Raw genomic sequence first — 17293 nt, forward strand, 5'->3', positions numbered from 1 at the left:
AGCCTAACTGCAATTGTTTTGTATTCGCCTAATTGGGTTCGCCATGAATTGTAATCAAGGCGAACAAAACTATTGCTCGATACCGCGTTCGTCAGCGATGGCGGAACGGTTGGCGCCGGGACGACCATGGATGCGTAGGAACGTCTCGGTGTACCGCTCCGAAATGCGTGTACCCGCAAAATTGGAGGGAATGACGTCCAGGGTCTGCTCGCGCCAGTCGTTGAGCCGCAACGCCAGGTCGTTGGCGATGGATTCGTATTCCTCGTTGGTGTCGAGTCCCAGCAGGTTATGCGCCTCTTCCGGGTCATTGTTCAGGTTGTAGAGCTCGCGGTGTGGACGTGGGTTGGTGATGCGTGCTGCGATGGCGCGGCCGGGTGGACTGTCGGCGATATCCCACGGCAGATCCAGAATAGGGCGCGGCGCGTAATTCTCTATGTAGCTGTAATTCTTTGTTCGAATGGCGCGAATGGGGTCAAAGGAATCGTGGTAGGTCTTCGCGGTAAACACCTCTGACCGTACCTGTTCGAGTTCGCTCGGCAATTTCACTATGTTGTCGGCGTGTGAAACTCCTTGGACTTCTTCGGGAATTTCTACACCGAGCAGATCTAAAAGGGTAGGTACTAGATCGACACCGCTGAACAGTTCGTCGTATCGGCGTGGTTCGGCATGACGGGCGCGGGGCGGGCGCGCGATCAACGCGATGCCGGTGCCGGCGTCGTACAGAGTGGATTTGGCCCGTGGCAACGCCGGGCCGTGGTCGGTCATAAAGATGACCCAGGTGTTTTGGTCAAGGCCCGTCTCCGTCAAAACGTCCAGCAGCTCACCGACCTTGGCGTCGGCCACCGCGATCGAGCCGTAGAACTCGGCGAGGTCATCACGCACCTCCGGGGTGTCGGGCAGATAGTCGGGGACGTTGACCGTCGTGGCGTCCGACGGTGCGTAGCGCTCCCGGGGAAACGGGCGATGCGTCTCGAAGAATCCCGCTGTGAGTAGGAACGGCGCCTTGGGGGAATTGCGCAGCCAGCGAGTCGCGTGTTCCACGACGTATTCGCAATATGAGTTCGATACGTCGTACTCATCGAATCCCAATGTGGCCGGATACGCCGTCTCGTGTTGCATTCCGAACAGTGCTGTGTGCCAGCCCGATCCGGAGAGCAGATGGGGGAGGGTGCGCACCCCCGCGCGGTATTCCCAGCCGTGATGGGCAAGGCCGATGAGGCCATTGCTCTGCGGGTAGCGGCCGGTGAAGAGTGAACCGCGTGAGGGCGAGCACAGCGGCGCCGTGGCGTGCGCGCGGGTGAACAGGATGCCGTCGGCGGCGAGCTGGTCGAGGTGCGGGCTGGACACGTCGGGGTGCCCATAGGCCCCCAGATAGCGACCGAGGTCGTGCCAATGGACGATCAGAACGTTGTCCCGTGACGCTTCGGTCACTGTGCTCCCTTCCCGAGGTTCGACGATCTACCCAACAGTGTGCCTGCGTAGCCTGGCAACCCTTCGGCTCACCGAGAGCAACGACGTCTCAGCGGGTGCCCCAGTGCCAGGACGGTGCCTTCAGTGGGTCGAGACCGACGATCTGAGTCTCGCCCCAATCCTTGATGAGGTCGAATCGCACCGCCGAACGCGCGTCGTCGAAATGGTCCTCGTCGCCGGCGAGAATCTCGCTCAACGGACGTGCGGCAAGGTAATCGACGAGAGCGCGGGCGTGGGTGATCACCACCACTTGGGTTTTCGCGGCCGCCGCGCGGATGAGCGTCGCTAGCGGCGCAATGAGATCGGGATGAAGCGAGGTTTCGGGTTCGTTGAGCACCATCAGCGGCGGCGGTTCGGGGCTCAGGAGTGCGGCGGCCCACAATAGGAATCGCAGGGTGCCATCGGACAGTTCCGCCGTGCGGAGCGGGCGGAGCATGCCGGACTGCTGCACCTGAAGATCGAAGATCCCTTCGCGTACGCCAACCGCCACCGCGGCGCCATCGAAAGCCGCGGCGACGGCCTTGTCCAGGGTGTCGTCGGCCGTCTCGATGATGGTTTGGATGGCGGCGGCCAAGTCGCTACCGTCGTTGGCAAGTACCGTTGTCCGCGTGCCGATCTGGGGTTGACGGGCGGGTGCGAGCATGTCCACGCGAAATCCGTCGTAGAACCGCCAGCCGCGCAGGGTGTCCCGGACCGCGCCCAATTCGGGGAACCGGCCGGGGAATTCAGACAGGATGCTGCGATATGTCGGTAGCGAGCGGCTGAAACCCTCAAAGCCCCTGCCGGAATCGGAACGGGCCTCCACAACGGGGCGCGTCCGCCGCACGAGGGTTGAACTGGGGCGCAGCGCAGGGCCTGTGAAGACGGCCTCCCGCTTGATCTCGGGGTCGCGGTTGAAGGCCGAATCGTCCCTTGGTACCGGGAGCCCAAGGTCTACCAGATAGCCGAAATCTGTTGATGCATAACCTAGTTCGATCGACACCGGGCGGGTACGGACGGTGCGCTCGGCGGTTCCGGTACGTCGGGCGCCCTTGAGATTCTCGGGTCCCGCCCACATCGCCGATTGCAATCCGCCCTGGCGGGCCAGCGACCCGATGATCTCGCCGCGGCCACAGTCGGCCAGTAGCTGCAGGGCCCGGTACAGCGAGGACTTGCCGGTGCCGTTGGCTCCGGTGACGACGGTGAGTTGGCGAAGCGGCAGCACGAGATCACGCAGCGACCGGTATCCCCGGACGGCGACGGTGGTGAGCACGGCGCCAGGCTAGCCAGGGGTACCGACATCTGCGGTCCGAGCGTGCCGGCTACTGAGCCTCGGTGCGCCGGAGCTGGGTAACCAGTTGAGTGTGTACTGGGGTCGCGGCGGTGGTGAGGTCCAGAATGGGGCAGTGGGCCTCCACCGCGGCCTGGAGCTCACGATATTTATTTTCCGTTTCCGGTCCGGACACGGTGACCGTGACCCGTATCTGCTGGAAGCCGGCGCGGGTGGTGTCGTCGAGGCCGAAGAAGCCGCGTACGTCCAGATCGCCCTCTGCGGTGGCGCTGAGTGAATCCACGCGAATACACAGTCGTTCCGCCCAGAAACGATAGGTGACCACCTGGCACGACAACAGTGAGGCGAGGTAGTACTCAACGGGGTTGGGCGCGCTGTTTTCCCCACCGAGGCTGGGAGGTTCGTCCACATGGACGCGGTACTTTCCCAACTTGATCTCACTGCCTACGGTGCCCTCCGGCTCGGCCGCCGCCTTGAAGACCACCGTCGCCGCGGCAGGATTTTCCGCGACGGCAGCTCGGGTGGCGTCGGTGATCGCGTTGAGGGACGTCGTTGCAGCAGTCATAGCCGTAACGCTAACGCGGCGTGCCGAGCTGTCACAGACTTCCCTACGCCGCGAGCCGAATGAGCAGCTACCGGCCGAAGCCGGCGTTGCGCAATGCGTCCGCCATGGACCCGCCGGGCTTGCTCTCTTCTCGGCGCCCGGAATTCTTGCCGCGGTTCTGGTTTCGCCGATCCTGAGTCCGGTCGTCGCGACGGGGTGCGCCGGCGTGCTCGGGGCGCTTGCCCTGCTGGGGGTCATCGTTCAGGCGCAGGCTCAACCCGATCCGCTGACGCGGAATGTCAACTTCGGTGACCTTGACCCGCACCACCTGACCGGACTTGACCACCTCGTGCGGGTCGGAGACGAATCGATCCGCCATCGCCGAGACGTGTACGAGGCCGTCCTGATGCACGCCGATATCGATGAAGGCGCCAAACGCGGCGACGTTGGTCACCACACCCTCGAGCACCATGCCGACCTTCAGGTCGCCCACTTTTTCCACGCCGGCCGCGAACGTCGCCGTCGTGAACGCGGGTCGCGGATCGCGCCCCGGCTTCTCCAGCTCGCCAAGAATGTCTGTCACGGTGGGAATTCCGAACCGCTCATCCGCGAAGTCGGCGGGCTTCAGCGATCGCAGCGAGCGCTCGTTGCCGATCAGCTCGGCAAGGGTGACGCCGGAGCGGTCCAAGATCTTTCGCACCACCGGGTAGGACTCGGGATGCACCCCCGACTCGTCGAGCGGGTCATCGCCTTCGCGGATGCGCAGGAACCCGGCGCACTGTTCAAAGGCCTTGGGGCCCAGGCGGGGAACCTCCAGCAGCCCCTTGCGGCTGCGGAAGGCGCCCACCTTTTCGCGGTGCGCGACGATGGATTCGGCGAGGGATTCGGTCACCCCGGACACGCGGGCTAGTAGCGGTACCGATGCGGTATTCAGGTCGACTCCGACGGCGTTCACGGCGTCTTCGACGACGGCGTTGAGGCTCCGGGCGAGAATGCCGGGGGTGACATCGTGCTGGTACTGCCCGACGCCGATCGACTTGGGTTCGATCTTCACCAGTTCGGCCAACGGATCTTGCAGCCGTCGCGCGATCGACACCGCACCGCGCAGCGTCACGTCGAGGTCGGGCATTTCGTGCGCGGCGTATGCCGACGCCGAGTAGACCGATGCGCCGGCCTCGCTCACCATCGCCTTCGTGGGAGCCTTGGCACCGGCGGCCTTGATGTCGGCGATGAGTTCGGCTGCCAGGGCATCGGTTTCGCGTGACGCGGTGCCGTTGCCGACGGCGATCAATTCGACGCCGTGGCGGGCGACGAATGCGGCCAGGGTTGCCTTGGCCTCGTTCCACTTCTTCTGCGGCTGGTGTGGGTAGACGGCGCAGGTGTCCACCACCTTGCCGGTGCCGTCCACGACGGCGACTTTGACGCCGGTCCGGAATCCTGGGTCAAGGCCGAGGGTGGCCCGGGTGCCGGCGGGCGCGGCGAGCAACAGATCCTTGAGATTGCGTGCGAAGACCGCGACGGCATCTTCCTCGGCGCGTTGGCGCAGCTTCAGGCGGGCGTCGACGGCGGCGGAGAACATGAGCTTGGCGCGCCAGGCGACGCGGACGGTTCCGGCCAGCCACTGCGTCGCCGGAGTCTTCGCGGTCAGGTTGACCCCGAGCGATTGCGCGACCATGGCCTCGTACGGGGCGTCGTCGCCGCAATCGAAGTTGAGGGCAAGGACCTGTTCCTTCTCGCCGCGCATGACGGCGAGCACCCGGTGCGAGGGCATTGTTTCGAGCGATTCGGAGAACTCGAAGTAGTCACGGAACTTCTGTGCCGCTTCGCTTTTCGCTGATTCCTCGGACCAGGGGGCTGTCCGCAAGGCGCCCTCAGACCAGAATTTCGTGCGGGTGGTGCCGACGAGCTCCGCGTCCTCCGACGCGCGTTCGATGAGGATATGGCGGGCACCTTCGAGTGCGGCGGCGGCGTCGGCGACGCCCTCGGTGAGGAAATCCGCGGCCACCGCGTCGGGCACCAAACTGGGATCCGCAAGCAGCCTGTCGGCGAGTGGCTCCAGGCCCGCTTCGCGGGCGATCTGCGCCTTGGTGCGCCGCTTAGGCTTGTACGGCAGATAGATGTCCTCGACACGCGCCTTGGTGTCGGCCGAGAGCAGCGCCGCCGTGAGATCGTCGGTGAGCTTGCCCTGCTCCTCGATGGAGGCCAGCACCGCGGCGCGGCGATCGTCGAGTTCGCGCAGGTAGCGCAGCCGCTCCTCAAGGGTGCGCAGCTGGCCGTCGTCCAGGCTGCCGGTGACCTCCTTGCGGTACCGCGCGATGAACGGAACCGTCGACCCCTCGTCGAGCAGCCGCACAGCGGCCGCCACCTGGGCCTCAGCAACATCCAGTTCGGCAGCGAGGCGGGCATTTACGGATTTGACGGTCACGCTCTGAGTCACGCCGAGGGACCCTACCGAACGAGGGGGACAGGTGAGGCCCACCGGGTGCGTGTCGGTCCGTCTCAGTGGTGGTAGCACGTGTTTTGGATGGACCGGGTTTCGTCGAGGATCTGTCCTATCAGGGCGAGGTAAGCGTTCTGGTGTTTCAGTTGATCTAGTTGCGTGCCAGGCGATTCACGCGTTTGACGGACCAGCGACGCCGCCTGGTCGGCGAGGTCGGCGAGATGCTGCACACGTGGGGCAACGTCCGCACGCGTGACGCGGTTGGCGACGTCGCGCAACTGCTTGGACCAATCTTCGAAGACGGCCAGATTTGGCCCCGAAGGCAAGATTGTCTCGGGCTCGAGGAGATCGCGGTGCTCCAAGACGATGTCGACGGACTTCACGGCGGTGCGGCATTCGCGGCGGGGGCGGTCCATGGCGTACGCGCCGAAGCCGATGGCTGCGGTCATGGCGATGATGATCCCGATGGTGATCAGCCAGACTTTGCGGGACGGCATGACCGGCGGATACTCCTCCTCGGCGATGGTGGGGACTTCTCCAAGAATGGGTACGGCTGCCGCACGCAAGAACTCCAACCGTGCCTGCGTGCGTTGCGCATGGCGCGACTCCCACCACAGCGACAGCGCAATCAAGACCGCGAACAGGACATAGGCAGTTGCGCGCCGCAGATCGTGACCGATGAAGTCGATGACTGCGATCAGAGCGAATATTGCTGGGGTATAACGCGTTACTCGCCTGGCCCAGCGCGGAGTGCGCAGCCTCGTCCCGACAACTAACGTGCACAGCCGGACCGCCGCGGAAAGTGCCGCGGGATCGGACGGAATGTCGCCACCATGGCTCGCCCGGATGGCGTGCGCGCGCTGGGTCGCGTCCAGCCCGACGAGGACGGCAAAGAATGATCGGCGGAATCGTTCCTGAACGACGGTCAGTACGGTCGCCAGGCAGACGCACAACACCGGAACTTGCATCGCACGGGTGGTCCAGCTCGATCCGTCGTTCGACATGAGGAACACCCACATCGGACCGACGATGACCGTCATCAAGACCGCGGTAATAAGCCACCGCACCCACCTCGGTGCCAGGAATAGCCGAATGTTCACAGCAAACAGTGTGCCAGATGTATTCCACTGCCTGGCACGGGTTCGTGGGTAGGGTGGCGAACAGAAACGGCTTGCTCGTCCTGTTCCCGGGTTATCGACCCCGGGAACAGGACGAGCTACTGACCTACTTCTTGGTCCAGCGGTCCTTGCCGTCGTCACCCTTGGTGCAGGTGAGGACGGTGCCGTCGCTGGCCTTGCCGGTCTTGCCCTCTACATCCTTAGCGCAGAACTTTCCTGCACTTGCCTTGTCGACACCGGCCGAATCGGTGGATGCCGTCCAGCGGTCCTTGCCATCGTCACCCTTGGTGCAGGTGAGGACGGTGCCGTCGCTGGCCTTGCCGGTCTTGTCTTCCAGATCCTTAGCGCAGAACTTTCCTGCGCTTGGGCTGGAGCTTGGCGCTGGGCTAGGGGTGCTGGGATCTGCGATCGCGGTCGGTGCGTAGCTGCCGAACAAGATGGCCGCGCCCACTGCGGCAACGGTCGCCAGTCTTTTCATCACGCTGTCCTTTGGTCTTGACGAATCGGTGGATCGAACGCCGACAACTTACCGACGGCGGGGAGGTAATAGCTGCCAAATGGGTGAACATCTGCACCTGGATTGCGGCAATTCTCGTTTCGGCGATCATCCCTGACCAAAGGCGCTGTTCAGTAGTTGTCAGCTACTTGGCAGGAACTCCTCAGGCTTGCCGTCGGTTGGGTTGTTGTTGCTCCAGCAAGGCCGCCGTGAACCGGTACAGGGAGAGCAGCGAGATGAATCCGAACATGAACAGGATGACGCTGCCGACGGACTCGTTCACCGGGTTGAGGAACAGGCCGAAGGCGTAGGCGGTAATGACCACGATGGGTGCGGCGTCGACCCAGCTGAGCGGACGCTGTTCGGACCGCGAAAGCGCGTCCTTGCCCAGGGTGGGGAGGAGCACGAAGGAGATGATCAGGGTGATGAGGAAGCCCCAGATTGCCCAACCGATCGGCAGGGCGGGATCACCAAAGAACGAGTCGTCAGGGGCGAGGGCCTTGGACTTGCCAACCCATTCATAGATTCCGAACTTCTTGCAAAAACCGTCGGCGGAGAAGGCGATCCAGGCGTGCAGCATGCCGTACAGCGCGCAATGCCACACCACCTGCCATGGCCGCAGGGTGCGTGGGTTCACCACGATCTTCCCGTCGAGAATCACGTTGATGATCACGTAGACCGGCCACAACAACGCGACCATCGCGATGGGAACCAGGAGGGGAACGCTGCCGATGTGCGGACCCATCATGGGGAGTGCGCCGTAGCGCAGGTCTCCCCAGATGAATCCGCCGTAACTGATGTTGGCCTGCTCGAATGCCCACTCGACGACAGAGGCGATCACGAAGTACGCCGCAGCCAGTTTCAGGCCCAGATGTTTGAGCATGTGCCCGAATACCGCCACCACCAGCGCCAGCGTGGTGACCGTCTGCGCGACGACGGGCAAGCCTGCACCGCCCGTGGAGATCCCTGACCACAGCGTCATCACGACCCAGACCGCGCAGGCGACGCCGAGCGCCACATCCATGGGATTGGACCGGCGCGCCTCCCTATCGGTGCGGTTGTCGGTACCTGTGCTCATTGGCGTCAGCCCTTCCTGTTATGAGGTTCACCGTTTGATTGGAAAATTATTCTAGAATAATTCTCTAGTCAAGAGGTGATTCGGATATCGTGCGGTAGTGCCTACTGCCTCGAATGCCGGCGTCGCGCGTCGGCGCGCGATCCTCGACGCAGCGCTGACGTCGTTTCTGAAGAGCGGCGTCGCCGGAGCCACCGTCGAGGCGCTGCACCGCGAATCCGGGGCGAGCGTGGGCAGCATCTATCACTTCTTTGGGAGCAAGGAAGGCGTTGCAGCCGAGCTGTACGTAGAGACGCTGCGCGACTATTTCGATGCCTACCTCGTTGTCCTGCAAGCCAGTTCATCCGTGCGCAGCGGGATCGAAGGCGTTGTTCGTTTTCACCTGGAGTGGGTCGCCGCCAATCAGATGCGGGCGCGCTATCTGTTCCATTGCCGAGAGTTCGAGGTCATCGAGGAGTCCCGGCCCGCGATTGCCGCGCTCAACGAGGACTTCTACTCCCAAGCGAGCGCGTGGCTACAGCCGCATGTGGACAAGGGACGCATTAAACCGTTGCCGCCCAGGCTGTGTCAGGCGCTGTGGATGGGGCCGTGCGTCGAGTACGCGCGGCTGTGGCTGGCCCGCACTACAGAGTTCGACGTGCTCGGCGCGGCCGAGGTTCTCGGCGAGGCGGCATGGAACGCCGTCAAGGCGTGATCAGCGCTTAGGCCGTTGGGGGTGGAGCCGGGTTGAGCGCGTTCGGGCACAGCTCGCTCTGAATGATGTCCACGTACACCTGAGGGTCGGGGGCGGGAGCGACTCCGTGGCCCCAAGGGAACGAGTTTCCCACCTCTTCTGGGGGGACTCCGTTGTGCAGGTCGCGGCACGCGCGGTGTCCCGCCTGAATCACGTACGGTTCGGCGTCCTTGTGGATGAAGACGCCCGCAGCGCGGAGACTGTCGAGGAAAGTGTGGTCATTTGCCTGCGCGATGCCGGCGCCGCCGAGCAGGCCGCCGACAGCCAAGCCGGTGGTAGCGGTGCTGATGACGATCGCTCTGCGGAACTTACCCATCGTTGTGTCCTTTCCAGCCGACAGCATTATTGCCGTTGGAGCGAGCACATGTTGCTGAATTGATGGCAGGCTGATGAGAGTTGACGGGGGTAGGGAGTGTTCATGATCCGAGGGTGGGCGTGCGTTCTGGCACTCGTACTGCTGCTGTCGGGGTGTGGTCGCGCGTCCGGACCATCGGCGGGGTTCGCCGGGCGTTCAAACGCGGAGCTGGCTCGTTTTCTGCCCGTCCTCGCGGACTATCCCGGATTGTCCTGGGACGTCACGCTGACGGTCGGAGCATCCAAGTACCCCGCGGGTCTGGACGTCTACCCAGCTGATGCGCCGGTGGAGCCGAGCGGGTGCGGGGACATCCCGTTTCAGCGTTCGGATCGCATCGCGGCGAGCTCCGAGGGATTTGTGCCGAACGGAGTCGCGGGCGACAGCGGACGGGCATCGGTGCGCATCATGCGCGACCGTCCAGGCGCTGACCTGATTGCCGAATCGGTGGATTGGGCCAAGCGGTGTCATGACTTTCGGGTGATCTATCCGGGTTCGGGGCCGCAGGACCCGGCGACCGCGTTCCCGACGGCGGTCAGTCTGTTGCCTTCGGAGAAGGTAGACGGCAACGAGGTGACCCGCATCCATCTCACCGAGAACCGAGAACATCGAGATCAGGCTGAAGGCAGCAGGGAAAGTGTGGTGCTCCTTGCCCGGGTGCGCGGGCTGGTTCTGGTGGCGGTTCGCCACGATAGCGGCCGATCCGGCGACGACATTCTGTCGCTGACGGCCAAACGCCTGGCGGCCGACAGACAGGTGTCGAAACCGTTGTCCGACAAGGCGGATACCACGTATCTCAGCGGGCGAACCGATAAGGAAATGCAGCAGTTACTGCCGTCTGCCCTTGATGTGGCGTCCGAATGGACCGTGCGCCAGAGCACGCCGATCGTCGGGGAGCGCTCGGGTGAGGGAGGACGGTCCGATACAACGCCGTCGGACTGCGACCGGGTTCCCTTCGGCAGCGATGGGTGGCGACCGGATACCGACCGGGATTTTCGTCAGATCGCCGCGGTCACCGCGATACGGGAGGCAGACCAGCGCACGGTGAGCGAATCGGTGCAGCTCGGAATCGAGAAGCTCGGTACGTCGGTGATCGACGAGACGACGTTCTGGGCCAAACAATGTGCGTCGCACACCAAGGCTGGACACCCTGTCACCGTCGAATTGGCACCGGCCACGCAACTCGACGGCATCGACGTCACTACCGTCCACGTGAAGGGTGACTCCACCAACAGGATCGATGACACCACTTCTCTTCTGCGGGTCCGCGGAGTCCTCGTCATCGTCACACCCGCGTTGCCGGGGAAGGGCAGCGCGGTGGCGCAGAAGACGGTCGAGAACCTGCGGCATGCGGCGTTCGATACGCCCTCGGGTCCGGTGTACCGCGGTCCCTACGACCGGCCGCCCGGCGAAATGAAGTTCCCCGCGCCATCCGCCGAGGCGACGGACGCATTGGCGCGTGTTGCGAAGGGAAACCTTGTCAACCCCGAGCAGTTCCATTTCGGGGGTTATCAGCCGGGTGATGCCAAGACCCGTAGTCCGGACTATCTACATTTCCGTTCGCCCACCGGGTCGATTGTGTGCACCTGGAGGAGGTACGCGCTGTACTGCGACGTACCGCACGGAACCTACCCGCGCACGCCCAAACCCGTTGATTTGGAAGGTAATTGGTCCGATAGTATCGTCAACTTCGGGTGGGATGGTATTGCGAATGGGATTGCCACGACCGATCCCATTGTCTACGCCGAGTCCAACGCGCTGCCGTACGGCAGCACCATCAGGCTGGAAGAGGGCCCCTATCCGACCGAATGTCTGATGGAGCGCGACGGGCTGACGTGTGTCGAATACTCCAAACGCACCGGGATGCATCTGAGTCGCGACGATCTGACGCCGCTGGTGGCCACCGAGGCGCTCGCGAAGGACAGTCGCACGGAGCCGAAGTAGGGCTCGCTAAAGGGCCTGAATTCCGTTGTGCAGCACCATGGCACCTAACACGATCAGAATCGCCGCCATGAGCGCGGCATTGTTCTTCTCCATCCAGTCCTTGAGTCGGCCCATCAGGTCGTCGAGGCGGTGACCCGCGGTCGCGTAACCCAGGACGGGGACGGCTACCGTTGATGCAGCGATGGCGACGAAGAACGCTGCAGCCGTCCAGTTGTCGGCGACATCCGGCCCGCTGGCACCGATGGACAGTCCGGCCGGAACACAGATCAGTAGAACGTCGGGTCGGATCACCACGAGTGCCGCGGCAGTCATCGCAGCACGTGCCGGGGTGATCGTCGCGAATGATCGCATCCAGGCCGGTGAGTCGGAATGGCGATGGCGGGTCAGCCACCGGTAAATGCCGAAGAGAACCAGTGCCGATCCCACGATCACGCGGAGCCAGGAAGCCCAGGCGGGAGGCGACTTGTGCATGCCGCCGAGCAGCCCCGACGCCGCGACACACAGTGCTGTCAGTGCGGCCAATCCGGCCAGCCAACCGGCCAGAAAGTCGCGGACTTACTTCTGTGTTTCGGTGCAGACGGTGAATTTGCGTACCGGGTGAGCGAATCCGCCGCCAGGGCAGCGGCTGAGAGTTGTTGTGTCCAGGACCAGCCTGACGGGTTTCTCTCTGCCTGGTTGTGAGGCGTCGTCGCAGCTGGCACGGTGCGAATCCCGCTTAGTGATGCTCAAGCACGTGTCCCGTATCCAGTGATAGTCCATGCATACTGCGTATTCGTGGCCGTCAGCTGTTTTGCTCCAGAACTTGTAATCGGCGTCGGCGACACATTCGTCCCGATTCCGTGTCTGCTGGACCACAATGTAGTTATCGTCGGGAGCCCCGCATTCAGCCTTTGACAAACTCCAACTCTTCTCGGACGCATACAAATGCGCGCACGAGTGGGCAGGGAAATCTGGGTTGATCGTGAGGGTTTTGGCCGGGAATTGGCCGTTGATCGTTGAAAAATCGGTGTGGGCGGTCTCATCGGCGGGCACGGTCCTGCGGGCATGTTGCATTTTCAGGACCCACATCACGCCGAAACTGGCCATCACGCACCACGCCACGACAACGACCATCCCGACAGTGATCCAACCCATTACCTTTGGCCACCGACGATGCACAGGCGTCGGCATGTACGGCTGCATCCACGGATCAACCACCTACTTCTGGTCCTCCGTGCAAACCGTGAAACGTCGTTGCGGATGCTGGTAGCCGCCGCCTGGGCAGCCGTCGAGGCTCGTGGTGTTCATGATGACTTTGACCGACTTAATGCGCTTGGGCACGGCGGTATCTGCACAGGCCACTTTCGTTACAGGCTGGCCCAAGCCGATACACAATGAGCTGTCCCACGCTAAGTCTAGACAGGCCGTGTATTGGCCTGTCGCTTTCGAATTGTGGTAAAAGGAACGGTCCGTATCCCCGCATTCCTGAGGCACATTCACACGTTTGATAACTCGATAAGTGTTCTTAGTCGAGCCGCAATCAACGATAGTGAGTGAAGAATTTACCAACTCGCCATCCAAATTCACACACCCACCTACAGGAGCCTCGGCCTGACCATTAGCCGTCAACGATCCCGGCGTGGGGAACTGGCCGGGAATGTTCGTAAAGTCTTGCGATTCTTGCCGCGTGGGCGACGATGCGGTGGCGGCTACCGTTGGTGATGGCGAACCGGGCTGACCGCATCCCGCTGCCAGAGCGCACATACCGAGTATGGGCAAGAGGGCCTTGTTCATGATCACGTGAACTTCTTGGCTGCCGCTAATGCAAGTTTTTTGTTTTGTTCGCAGTCTTGTCCGGTAACTTCAATGACTGGGGTTGGCCAATCTGACGAATCATTCGCGGCGTCGGTATTGGCGGTGCCAATGTTCGTAGGCGGTATCGGCGGGCCCATCTCAACGCTAATTCTGCAATCGTGATAGTCGCCTTCGCTGTATCCGGGCTCAACGTATAACTCGACACCATTTCTGTTTTCGGTCTTCCAAGACGTGTTGAGTGTTTTCTTTGTGGTTAGGTGTAGGGCTGCTGAGGTAGGCGTGGCTGCGTTATTTGCATAGAATGAGCATGATCTTGGTGACTTTTCGCCCTGGTAGTACCGGCTATATCCATTGAGTTGCTGGAATAGTGAACAAATATCCTGTTCAAACAGGGGGCGCCACATCTTGCTTCGGGAATCAAAACGGGGGATTCCTTGATTGCGGCTCTCTGCTGACATTTTTGCTGCAGCGCTTGTCAGTTTGCATCCAGGGTCGCTGTTTGGGGAAGATGAGATGGAAACGTATTGATGAGAAAAAGCTTCTTTGGCTTTGTCAGATTGCGGCGCAGATTCTAGTTCGCCAAGCCCGAGTGGAAAGAAGTAAGAACATTCAGAACTCGTTTTGACGGTGACATCGCCAACCTTTAGATCTTTCCACGATGAGTCCCATACGGGGTCAACATCGGTTCGGATATCGATCCGGAGCCCGACGTTCGGCATGGGGGCGGGCTGATTCATGAGGCAGGTTTCAAGAGTATTGCCAAACCGGTACGAAGCGACCTTATCGGTAGCTGATTTCAAGGCGTCCGCATGAATGAATCCACAGGGATCTACGCGTCGAAGAGCTCTGTCGATCTGCTGTGTGTCTCGGGCGGAGTCGTCGAGATCCCGGCCGTACTTTTCATATGATCTGGAGAAAAAGAACTCGCTATCTGTGCTATCTGTACCCGGTCTTGACGGGCTGCACCCCGATAGCAAAGCGGCAGTGACTGTAACCGCGACAACGCCAAATGCGCGGAGCTTCATCGTCATTCCCCTCGCCCAATCCCCGGGCACGCCTTGATCTTGCTGAAAAGGTCTTTAGCAGCTTTGTACCATACTTTGTAGGTCGCTGGGCCAGACCCCTGAACCCTTTGTGCTAACTCCGTGTCCGCGTTCTCCATGAACTGAGCCGGGTCGACGTCCTTAGGTATTTCGTTGTATTGAGGCTCGTTAATATAGTCCATTAGCCCGGGCTTGGGCGACCCAGTGGCGCCGTTCTTGCCTAAAAAGAACATATTCGCAGATGACCACTGGTCCATCGTCTGGGATGGGGGACCGTAAATAGGTACGCGTTGTTGGAACAACCCGACTGAATCGTTGTCGCCACCAACATCGATCATTGTTGGCCGCCCAGCGTAGTCCTCGCTAGATGTTCTTAGGTACCAATTTGGAGATCTATCGGCCATTCTGAAGGACATTGAACGGTCATCGGCACTCAAACCAGGTCCAATGCTATCGCTACCGGGGACAGGTGCGCTCAATGGAGTGTCTAAAGGGTTAGTGTTCTTATTCCCAAGATTGAGCAAGTGGCTTTCACGCAGGGCCACGTCCAACGCGATAGATTGTGCTCTCTCGGGTAAACGCAGCCGTCTCGCCTCCGACAAGATCATCAATGCATTTCTCCACTGCGTCTCATCAATGACCATGGAGCCTTCGCCCTCACTCGCGACACTAAACCCGGGTGGCGTACATCTTTGTTCTTCGTTGGGTGGCTCGGTTTGTGCTGGGCTTTCAGGTGACTGTTTTTGGGGCCCGCCCTGTTCAGGGGCGCAGTTGCATTCGAAGGCAGGCCCCCATTTGCGGCTGGGTTGCCCGAACATGCTTCCGAAACCGCCCATCGTCGAGGCGATAAAGCTGGACATCTGTTCAGCGAGGCCGTAGTACTGGGCTTGCTGCTGACACTGCTGTTTTAGCTCGCGGTCCTGCTGATCATCTTTGCTGGGCTGCTGAGTCTGCGTGGGAGCCTGACTTGGCTGCTGCTGTTGCTGGCCCTGCTGAGGTTGCTGGGCTTTATTACCCTGCTGCGGCGCTTGATAGTCCGGGTTCGCTTTACCCGGGCCCTGCGTGTACGGGGTGGCGGTTTGATAGTCGGGTATTTGTGTGCCGTGCGCGGGCTGCTGCGCCTGTTGAGGCTGCTGACCGGCTTGCTGCCCGGGAACCTGTTGCGGTGCCTGCGGATTGCCGCTGTTGTAGATGCTTATACCCGAGTTCTGGTCTAGGGGTGGCTGGTTGATGCCGCCCTGGTAATCGGGCATGGGGCTAGACATTTGCGGCGGTTGAAATTGCGAACCCCCGCCGTCGGTCATGCCCCCAGTTGGCCCCGGAGGTCCCGTTGGGTCTGCTGCTACGGTTGCCACTGCGGAAAAGCCGCTGCCGGGCATAGTGTGGTCGCTGGCGATCTTCGCGCCACCGATAGCAAGCGTCGCGATGGCTACAAATGCTGATGTTCGGCGCGTACCCGGCGACATGCGCCAGCGATCACTCGTTACCACCCCGGTGAACCCTCCCGCTAGCGCCGCACGCAGCGAAAGCGTGTAGCTGATTACAGCAGCATGGCAGAATAGGGCTGGCTATGTCCACATGAATGCAGGATTTTAGGGTTTGCTGCGCCAATCAAAGGCCCCAGGTGGTTGGATCAAACTTTGGGGTGACCCGCTACCACCTGGCAAGATAGAGAATCGGCTGTCGGTTGCGCTGGTCGCCTTCGTCTCAAAGTTGGCCTAGTTACTGTTTAGGACTGGCTGCACCGCCGACCAGCCTTCTCTGGTCGGATGGGGATTGGGTTGCGGTTGTTCGGCCCGCCCCGTAGCTGTGTGCCGGACTGGGTGAGCGCCTCGTAGGCCGCTTTCAAGGCCGCGTGTTCCTGGGCGCGCGTTCATCCCCATGTGTCTTCATGGTCCCCCGCTTTCGCCGTTCTAACGGAGTTGATTCGCGCGGCAGGTTTCGGGCCTGTCGGTCAGGCCCATTCGATGTGGATTCGTGTCGGGGCCGGAATAGATTCCGTTGTGTTGTGGGTGCCTAATTTGCTCTGGTGTCCGAGGGCGCCCAAGGTGTCCGTTGTTATGGCAGCTGAGCTGTGGTGATGTAATCCGACGGGGTTGGTGTGCGGACAGGGTGAGGGTGTCCGCTTATGCGGCTTCACCAGGTGGGCCTTCGCAGGGTTAGTGCTGGGCAGAGGGCGTGCCGGACGCGGTGGTAGGGGAAGGTAACGGTTGAAGGCGTAGAGGTAATCGGCGCGGTGGTAGCGGCGTGCTGCCTTATTGGTCGTGTGGCGAGTCTTCCAGTATTTGCGGAGGCGTTGTCCAAGCTTGGCGGGGTTGAGGCCGATGTCGTGCCAGGGGGACTCGCGGAGCGTGCTCAAGCTGTCGCAGAGGTCTTGTGAGGTCATGAGTTCGGTGGTGAATACTGCCCGAATGTCGGCCAGGAGTTGTTGTCCGGGGGTGGTGTCGGTGTCGATATAATCGGTGGAGTTACTCATAGTCGAACTTCCCTGTTTCACTGGACGGGTCGCCGGAAGTCGCGACAAAACAGGACGCACGCGAGGGTGCCTGTTTCATGGTGAGAGGACCGGCAGTCGACGGCACTTTGCCGCTGCTTTCAAGGGAAGTCGCTGTACGTGTCCCCAAACGGGACACCCGGTGAACCAAGCGCCCCGAACCGTCACAGCCGGTGAGCTGGTCGCCGACCGCCTTGACAGACGTCTGCCATCAACCGCGAATGCCCACACTATGCGAACATTTGTTCGATTCGAGTGGAGGCGCGCCGATGATATGACGAGTGCGCCTAGCCTCGCGGCTCGTCGGATCACTCGCCTTGATTAGCGCGATGCGGACTGCCTGTGGACCAAGCGCGCGCTTACTAAGGAAAATTATGCCACTGTCAGCGCCCCTGTTTGTGTTCGGTTGATGGTTGACGGTTTGGTGTCGGTTGATCCTTGACACTCTGTGTTGTGGTTCAGGTCTGCTCTTGGGTGCGGCAGGCCTTCTTGTTTCTTACCTCCCCGCTGCTGGTGCGGG

Annotated in this window: 14 protein-coding genes and 2 pseudogenes; 2 read left to right on the forward strand and 14 right to left on the reverse strand. The window is 61.7% G+C overall.

Annotated features, from left to right (window positions below):
- Window positions 1-69: 69 nt before the first annotated feature.
- The 7 genes from FZI91_RS11230 to FZI91_RS11260 all read right to left on the reverse strand — a co-directional run bounded on the left by FZI91_RS11230 (window position 70) and on the right by FZI91_RS11260 (window position 8416).
- Window positions 70-1431 carry a sulfatase gene (locus FZI91_RS11230; protein ID WP_162525640.1) on the reverse strand — a complete coding sequence of 454 codons (1362 nt, stop codon included), beginning with the start codon at window positions 1429-1431 and terminating at the stop codon, window positions 70-72.
- 88 nt (window positions 1432-1519) lie between these two features.
- Window positions 1520-2722, reverse strand: a complete 1203-nt coding sequence (locus FZI91_RS11235) for an AAA family ATPase (protein WP_162525639.1) — start codon at window positions 2720-2722, stop codon at window positions 1520-1522.
- Between the two features lie 49 nt (window positions 2723-2771).
- Window positions 2772-3305: an OsmC family protein gene (locus FZI91_RS11240; protein ID WP_155939017.1), complete on the reverse strand. Its 534-nt coding sequence runs from the start codon at window positions 3303-3305 to the stop codon at window positions 2772-2774.
- Window positions 3306-3372: 67 nt separating this feature from the next.
- Window positions 3373-5721: a Tex family protein gene (locus tag FZI91_RS11245; RefSeq protein ID WP_162525638.1), complete on the reverse strand. Its 2349-nt coding sequence runs from the start codon at window positions 5719-5721 to the stop codon at window positions 3373-3375.
- A gap of 62 nt (window positions 5722-5783) precedes the next feature.
- The gene (locus FZI91_RS11250) at window positions 5784-6824 is read right to left on the reverse strand and encodes a hypothetical protein (protein ID WP_155939018.1); all 1041 of its coding nucleotides are present in this window, start codon (window positions 6822-6824) and stop codon (window positions 5784-5786) included.
- A gap of 124 nt (window positions 6825-6948) precedes the next feature.
- Window positions 6949-7320, reverse strand: coding sequence for a hypothetical protein (locus FZI91_RS11255; RefSeq protein WP_155939019.1), 372 nt, complete (start codon window positions 7318-7320; stop codon window positions 6949-6951).
- A gap of 181 nt (window positions 7321-7501) precedes the next feature.
- Window positions 7502-8416 (reverse strand): hypothetical protein, encoded by a 915-nt coding sequence (locus tag FZI91_RS11260; RefSeq protein WP_155939020.1) that lies wholly within the window; start codon window positions 8414-8416, stop codon window positions 7502-7504.
- A 97-nt stretch (window positions 8417-8513) separates the two neighbouring features.
- Here FZI91_RS11260 and FZI91_RS11265 point away from each other — a divergent pair, with 97 nt between their 5' ends.
- On the forward strand, window positions 8514-9107 hold the full coding sequence (locus FZI91_RS11265; protein ID WP_162525637.1) for a TetR/AcrR family transcriptional regulator: 594 nt from the start codon (window positions 8514-8516) through the stop codon (window positions 9105-9107).
- A 7-nt stretch (window positions 9108-9114) separates the two neighbouring features.
- Here FZI91_RS11265 and FZI91_RS11270 read toward each other — a convergent pair whose 3' ends face one another.
- Entirely contained in the window at window positions 9115-9462 is a 348-nt protein-coding gene (locus tag FZI91_RS11270; RefSeq protein ID WP_309224057.1) for a DUF732 domain-containing protein, read from the reverse strand.
- A gap of 102 nt (window positions 9463-9564) precedes the next feature.
- Here FZI91_RS11270 and FZI91_RS11275 point away from each other — a divergent pair, with 102 nt between their 5' ends.
- On the forward strand, window positions 9565-11442 hold the full coding sequence (locus FZI91_RS11275; protein ID WP_239001635.1) for a hypothetical protein: 1878 nt from the start codon (window positions 9565-9567) through the stop codon (window positions 11440-11442).
- Window positions 11443-11448: 6 nt separating this feature from the next.
- Here the strand turns inward: FZI91_RS11275 and FZI91_RS11280 are convergent.
- The 6 genes and pseudogenes from FZI91_RS11280 to FZI91_RS11305 form a co-directional block, all read right to left on the reverse strand.
- Window positions 11449-11988 (reverse strand): annotated as a pseudogene (locus FZI91_RS11280) (GAP family protein); the annotation flags it as partial.
- A 9-nt stretch (window positions 11989-11997) separates the two neighbouring features.
- Complete coding sequence (locus FZI91_RS23955; protein WP_239001634.1) at window positions 11998-12639, reverse strand: hypothetical protein; 642 nt, start codon at window positions 12637-12639, stop codon at window positions 11998-12000.
- On the reverse strand, window positions 12640-13050 hold the full coding sequence (locus FZI91_RS11290) for a hypothetical protein (RefSeq protein ID WP_155939140.1): 411 nt from the start codon (window positions 13048-13050) through the stop codon (window positions 12640-12642).
- A 167-nt stretch (window positions 13051-13217) separates the two neighbouring features.
- Window positions 13218-13973, reverse strand: a complete 756-nt coding sequence (locus tag FZI91_RS11295; protein WP_162525636.1) for a hypothetical protein — start codon at window positions 13971-13973, stop codon at window positions 13218-13220.
- A 983-nt stretch (window positions 13974-14956) separates the two neighbouring features.
- Window positions 14957-15745: pseudogene (locus FZI91_RS11300) on the reverse strand (hypothetical protein); the annotation flags it as partial.
- Window positions 15746-16233: 488 nt separating this feature from the next.
- The gene (locus tag FZI91_RS11305) at window positions 16234-16755 is read right to left on the reverse strand and encodes a DUF3631 domain-containing protein (protein WP_155942070.1); all 522 of its coding nucleotides are present in this window, start codon (window positions 16753-16755) and stop codon (window positions 16234-16236) included.
- Window positions 16756-17293: the final 538 nt, after the last annotated feature.

Origin of the sequence: Mycobacteroides sp. CBMA 271, from assembly GCF_009729205.1 — a bacterium.
GTDB lineage: Bacteria > Actinomycetota > Actinomycetes > Mycobacteriales > Mycobacteriaceae > Mycobacterium.

Coding starts and splice junctions, on each gene's coding strand:
- FZI91_RS11240 (WP_155939017.1), bottom strand. CDS start 3,305: ATGACTGCTGCAACGACGTCCCTCAACGCGATCACCGACGCCACCCGA.
- FZI91_RS11255 (WP_155939019.1), bottom strand. CDS start 7,320: ATGAAAAGACTGGCGACCGTTGCCGCAGTGGGCGCGGCCATCTTGTTC.
- FZI91_RS11260 (WP_155939020.1), bottom strand. CDS start 8,416: ATGAGCACAGGTACCGACAACCGCACCGATAGGGAGGCGCGCCGGTCC.
- FZI91_RS11270 (WP_309224057.1), bottom strand. CDS start 9,462: ATGGGTAAGTTCCGCAGAGCGATCGTCATCAGCACCGCTACCACCGGC.
- FZI91_RS11275 (WP_239001635.1), top strand. CDS start 9,565: ATGATCCGAGGGTGGGCGTGCGTTCTGGCACTCGTACTGCTGCTGTCG.
- FZI91_RS11295 (WP_162525636.1), bottom strand. CDS start 13,973: ATGAATCAGCCCGCCCCCATGCCGAACGTCGGGCTCCGGATCGATATC.
- FZI91_RS11305 (WP_155942070.1), bottom strand. CDS start 16,755: ATGAGTAACTCCACCGATTATATCGACACCGACACCACCCCCGGACAA.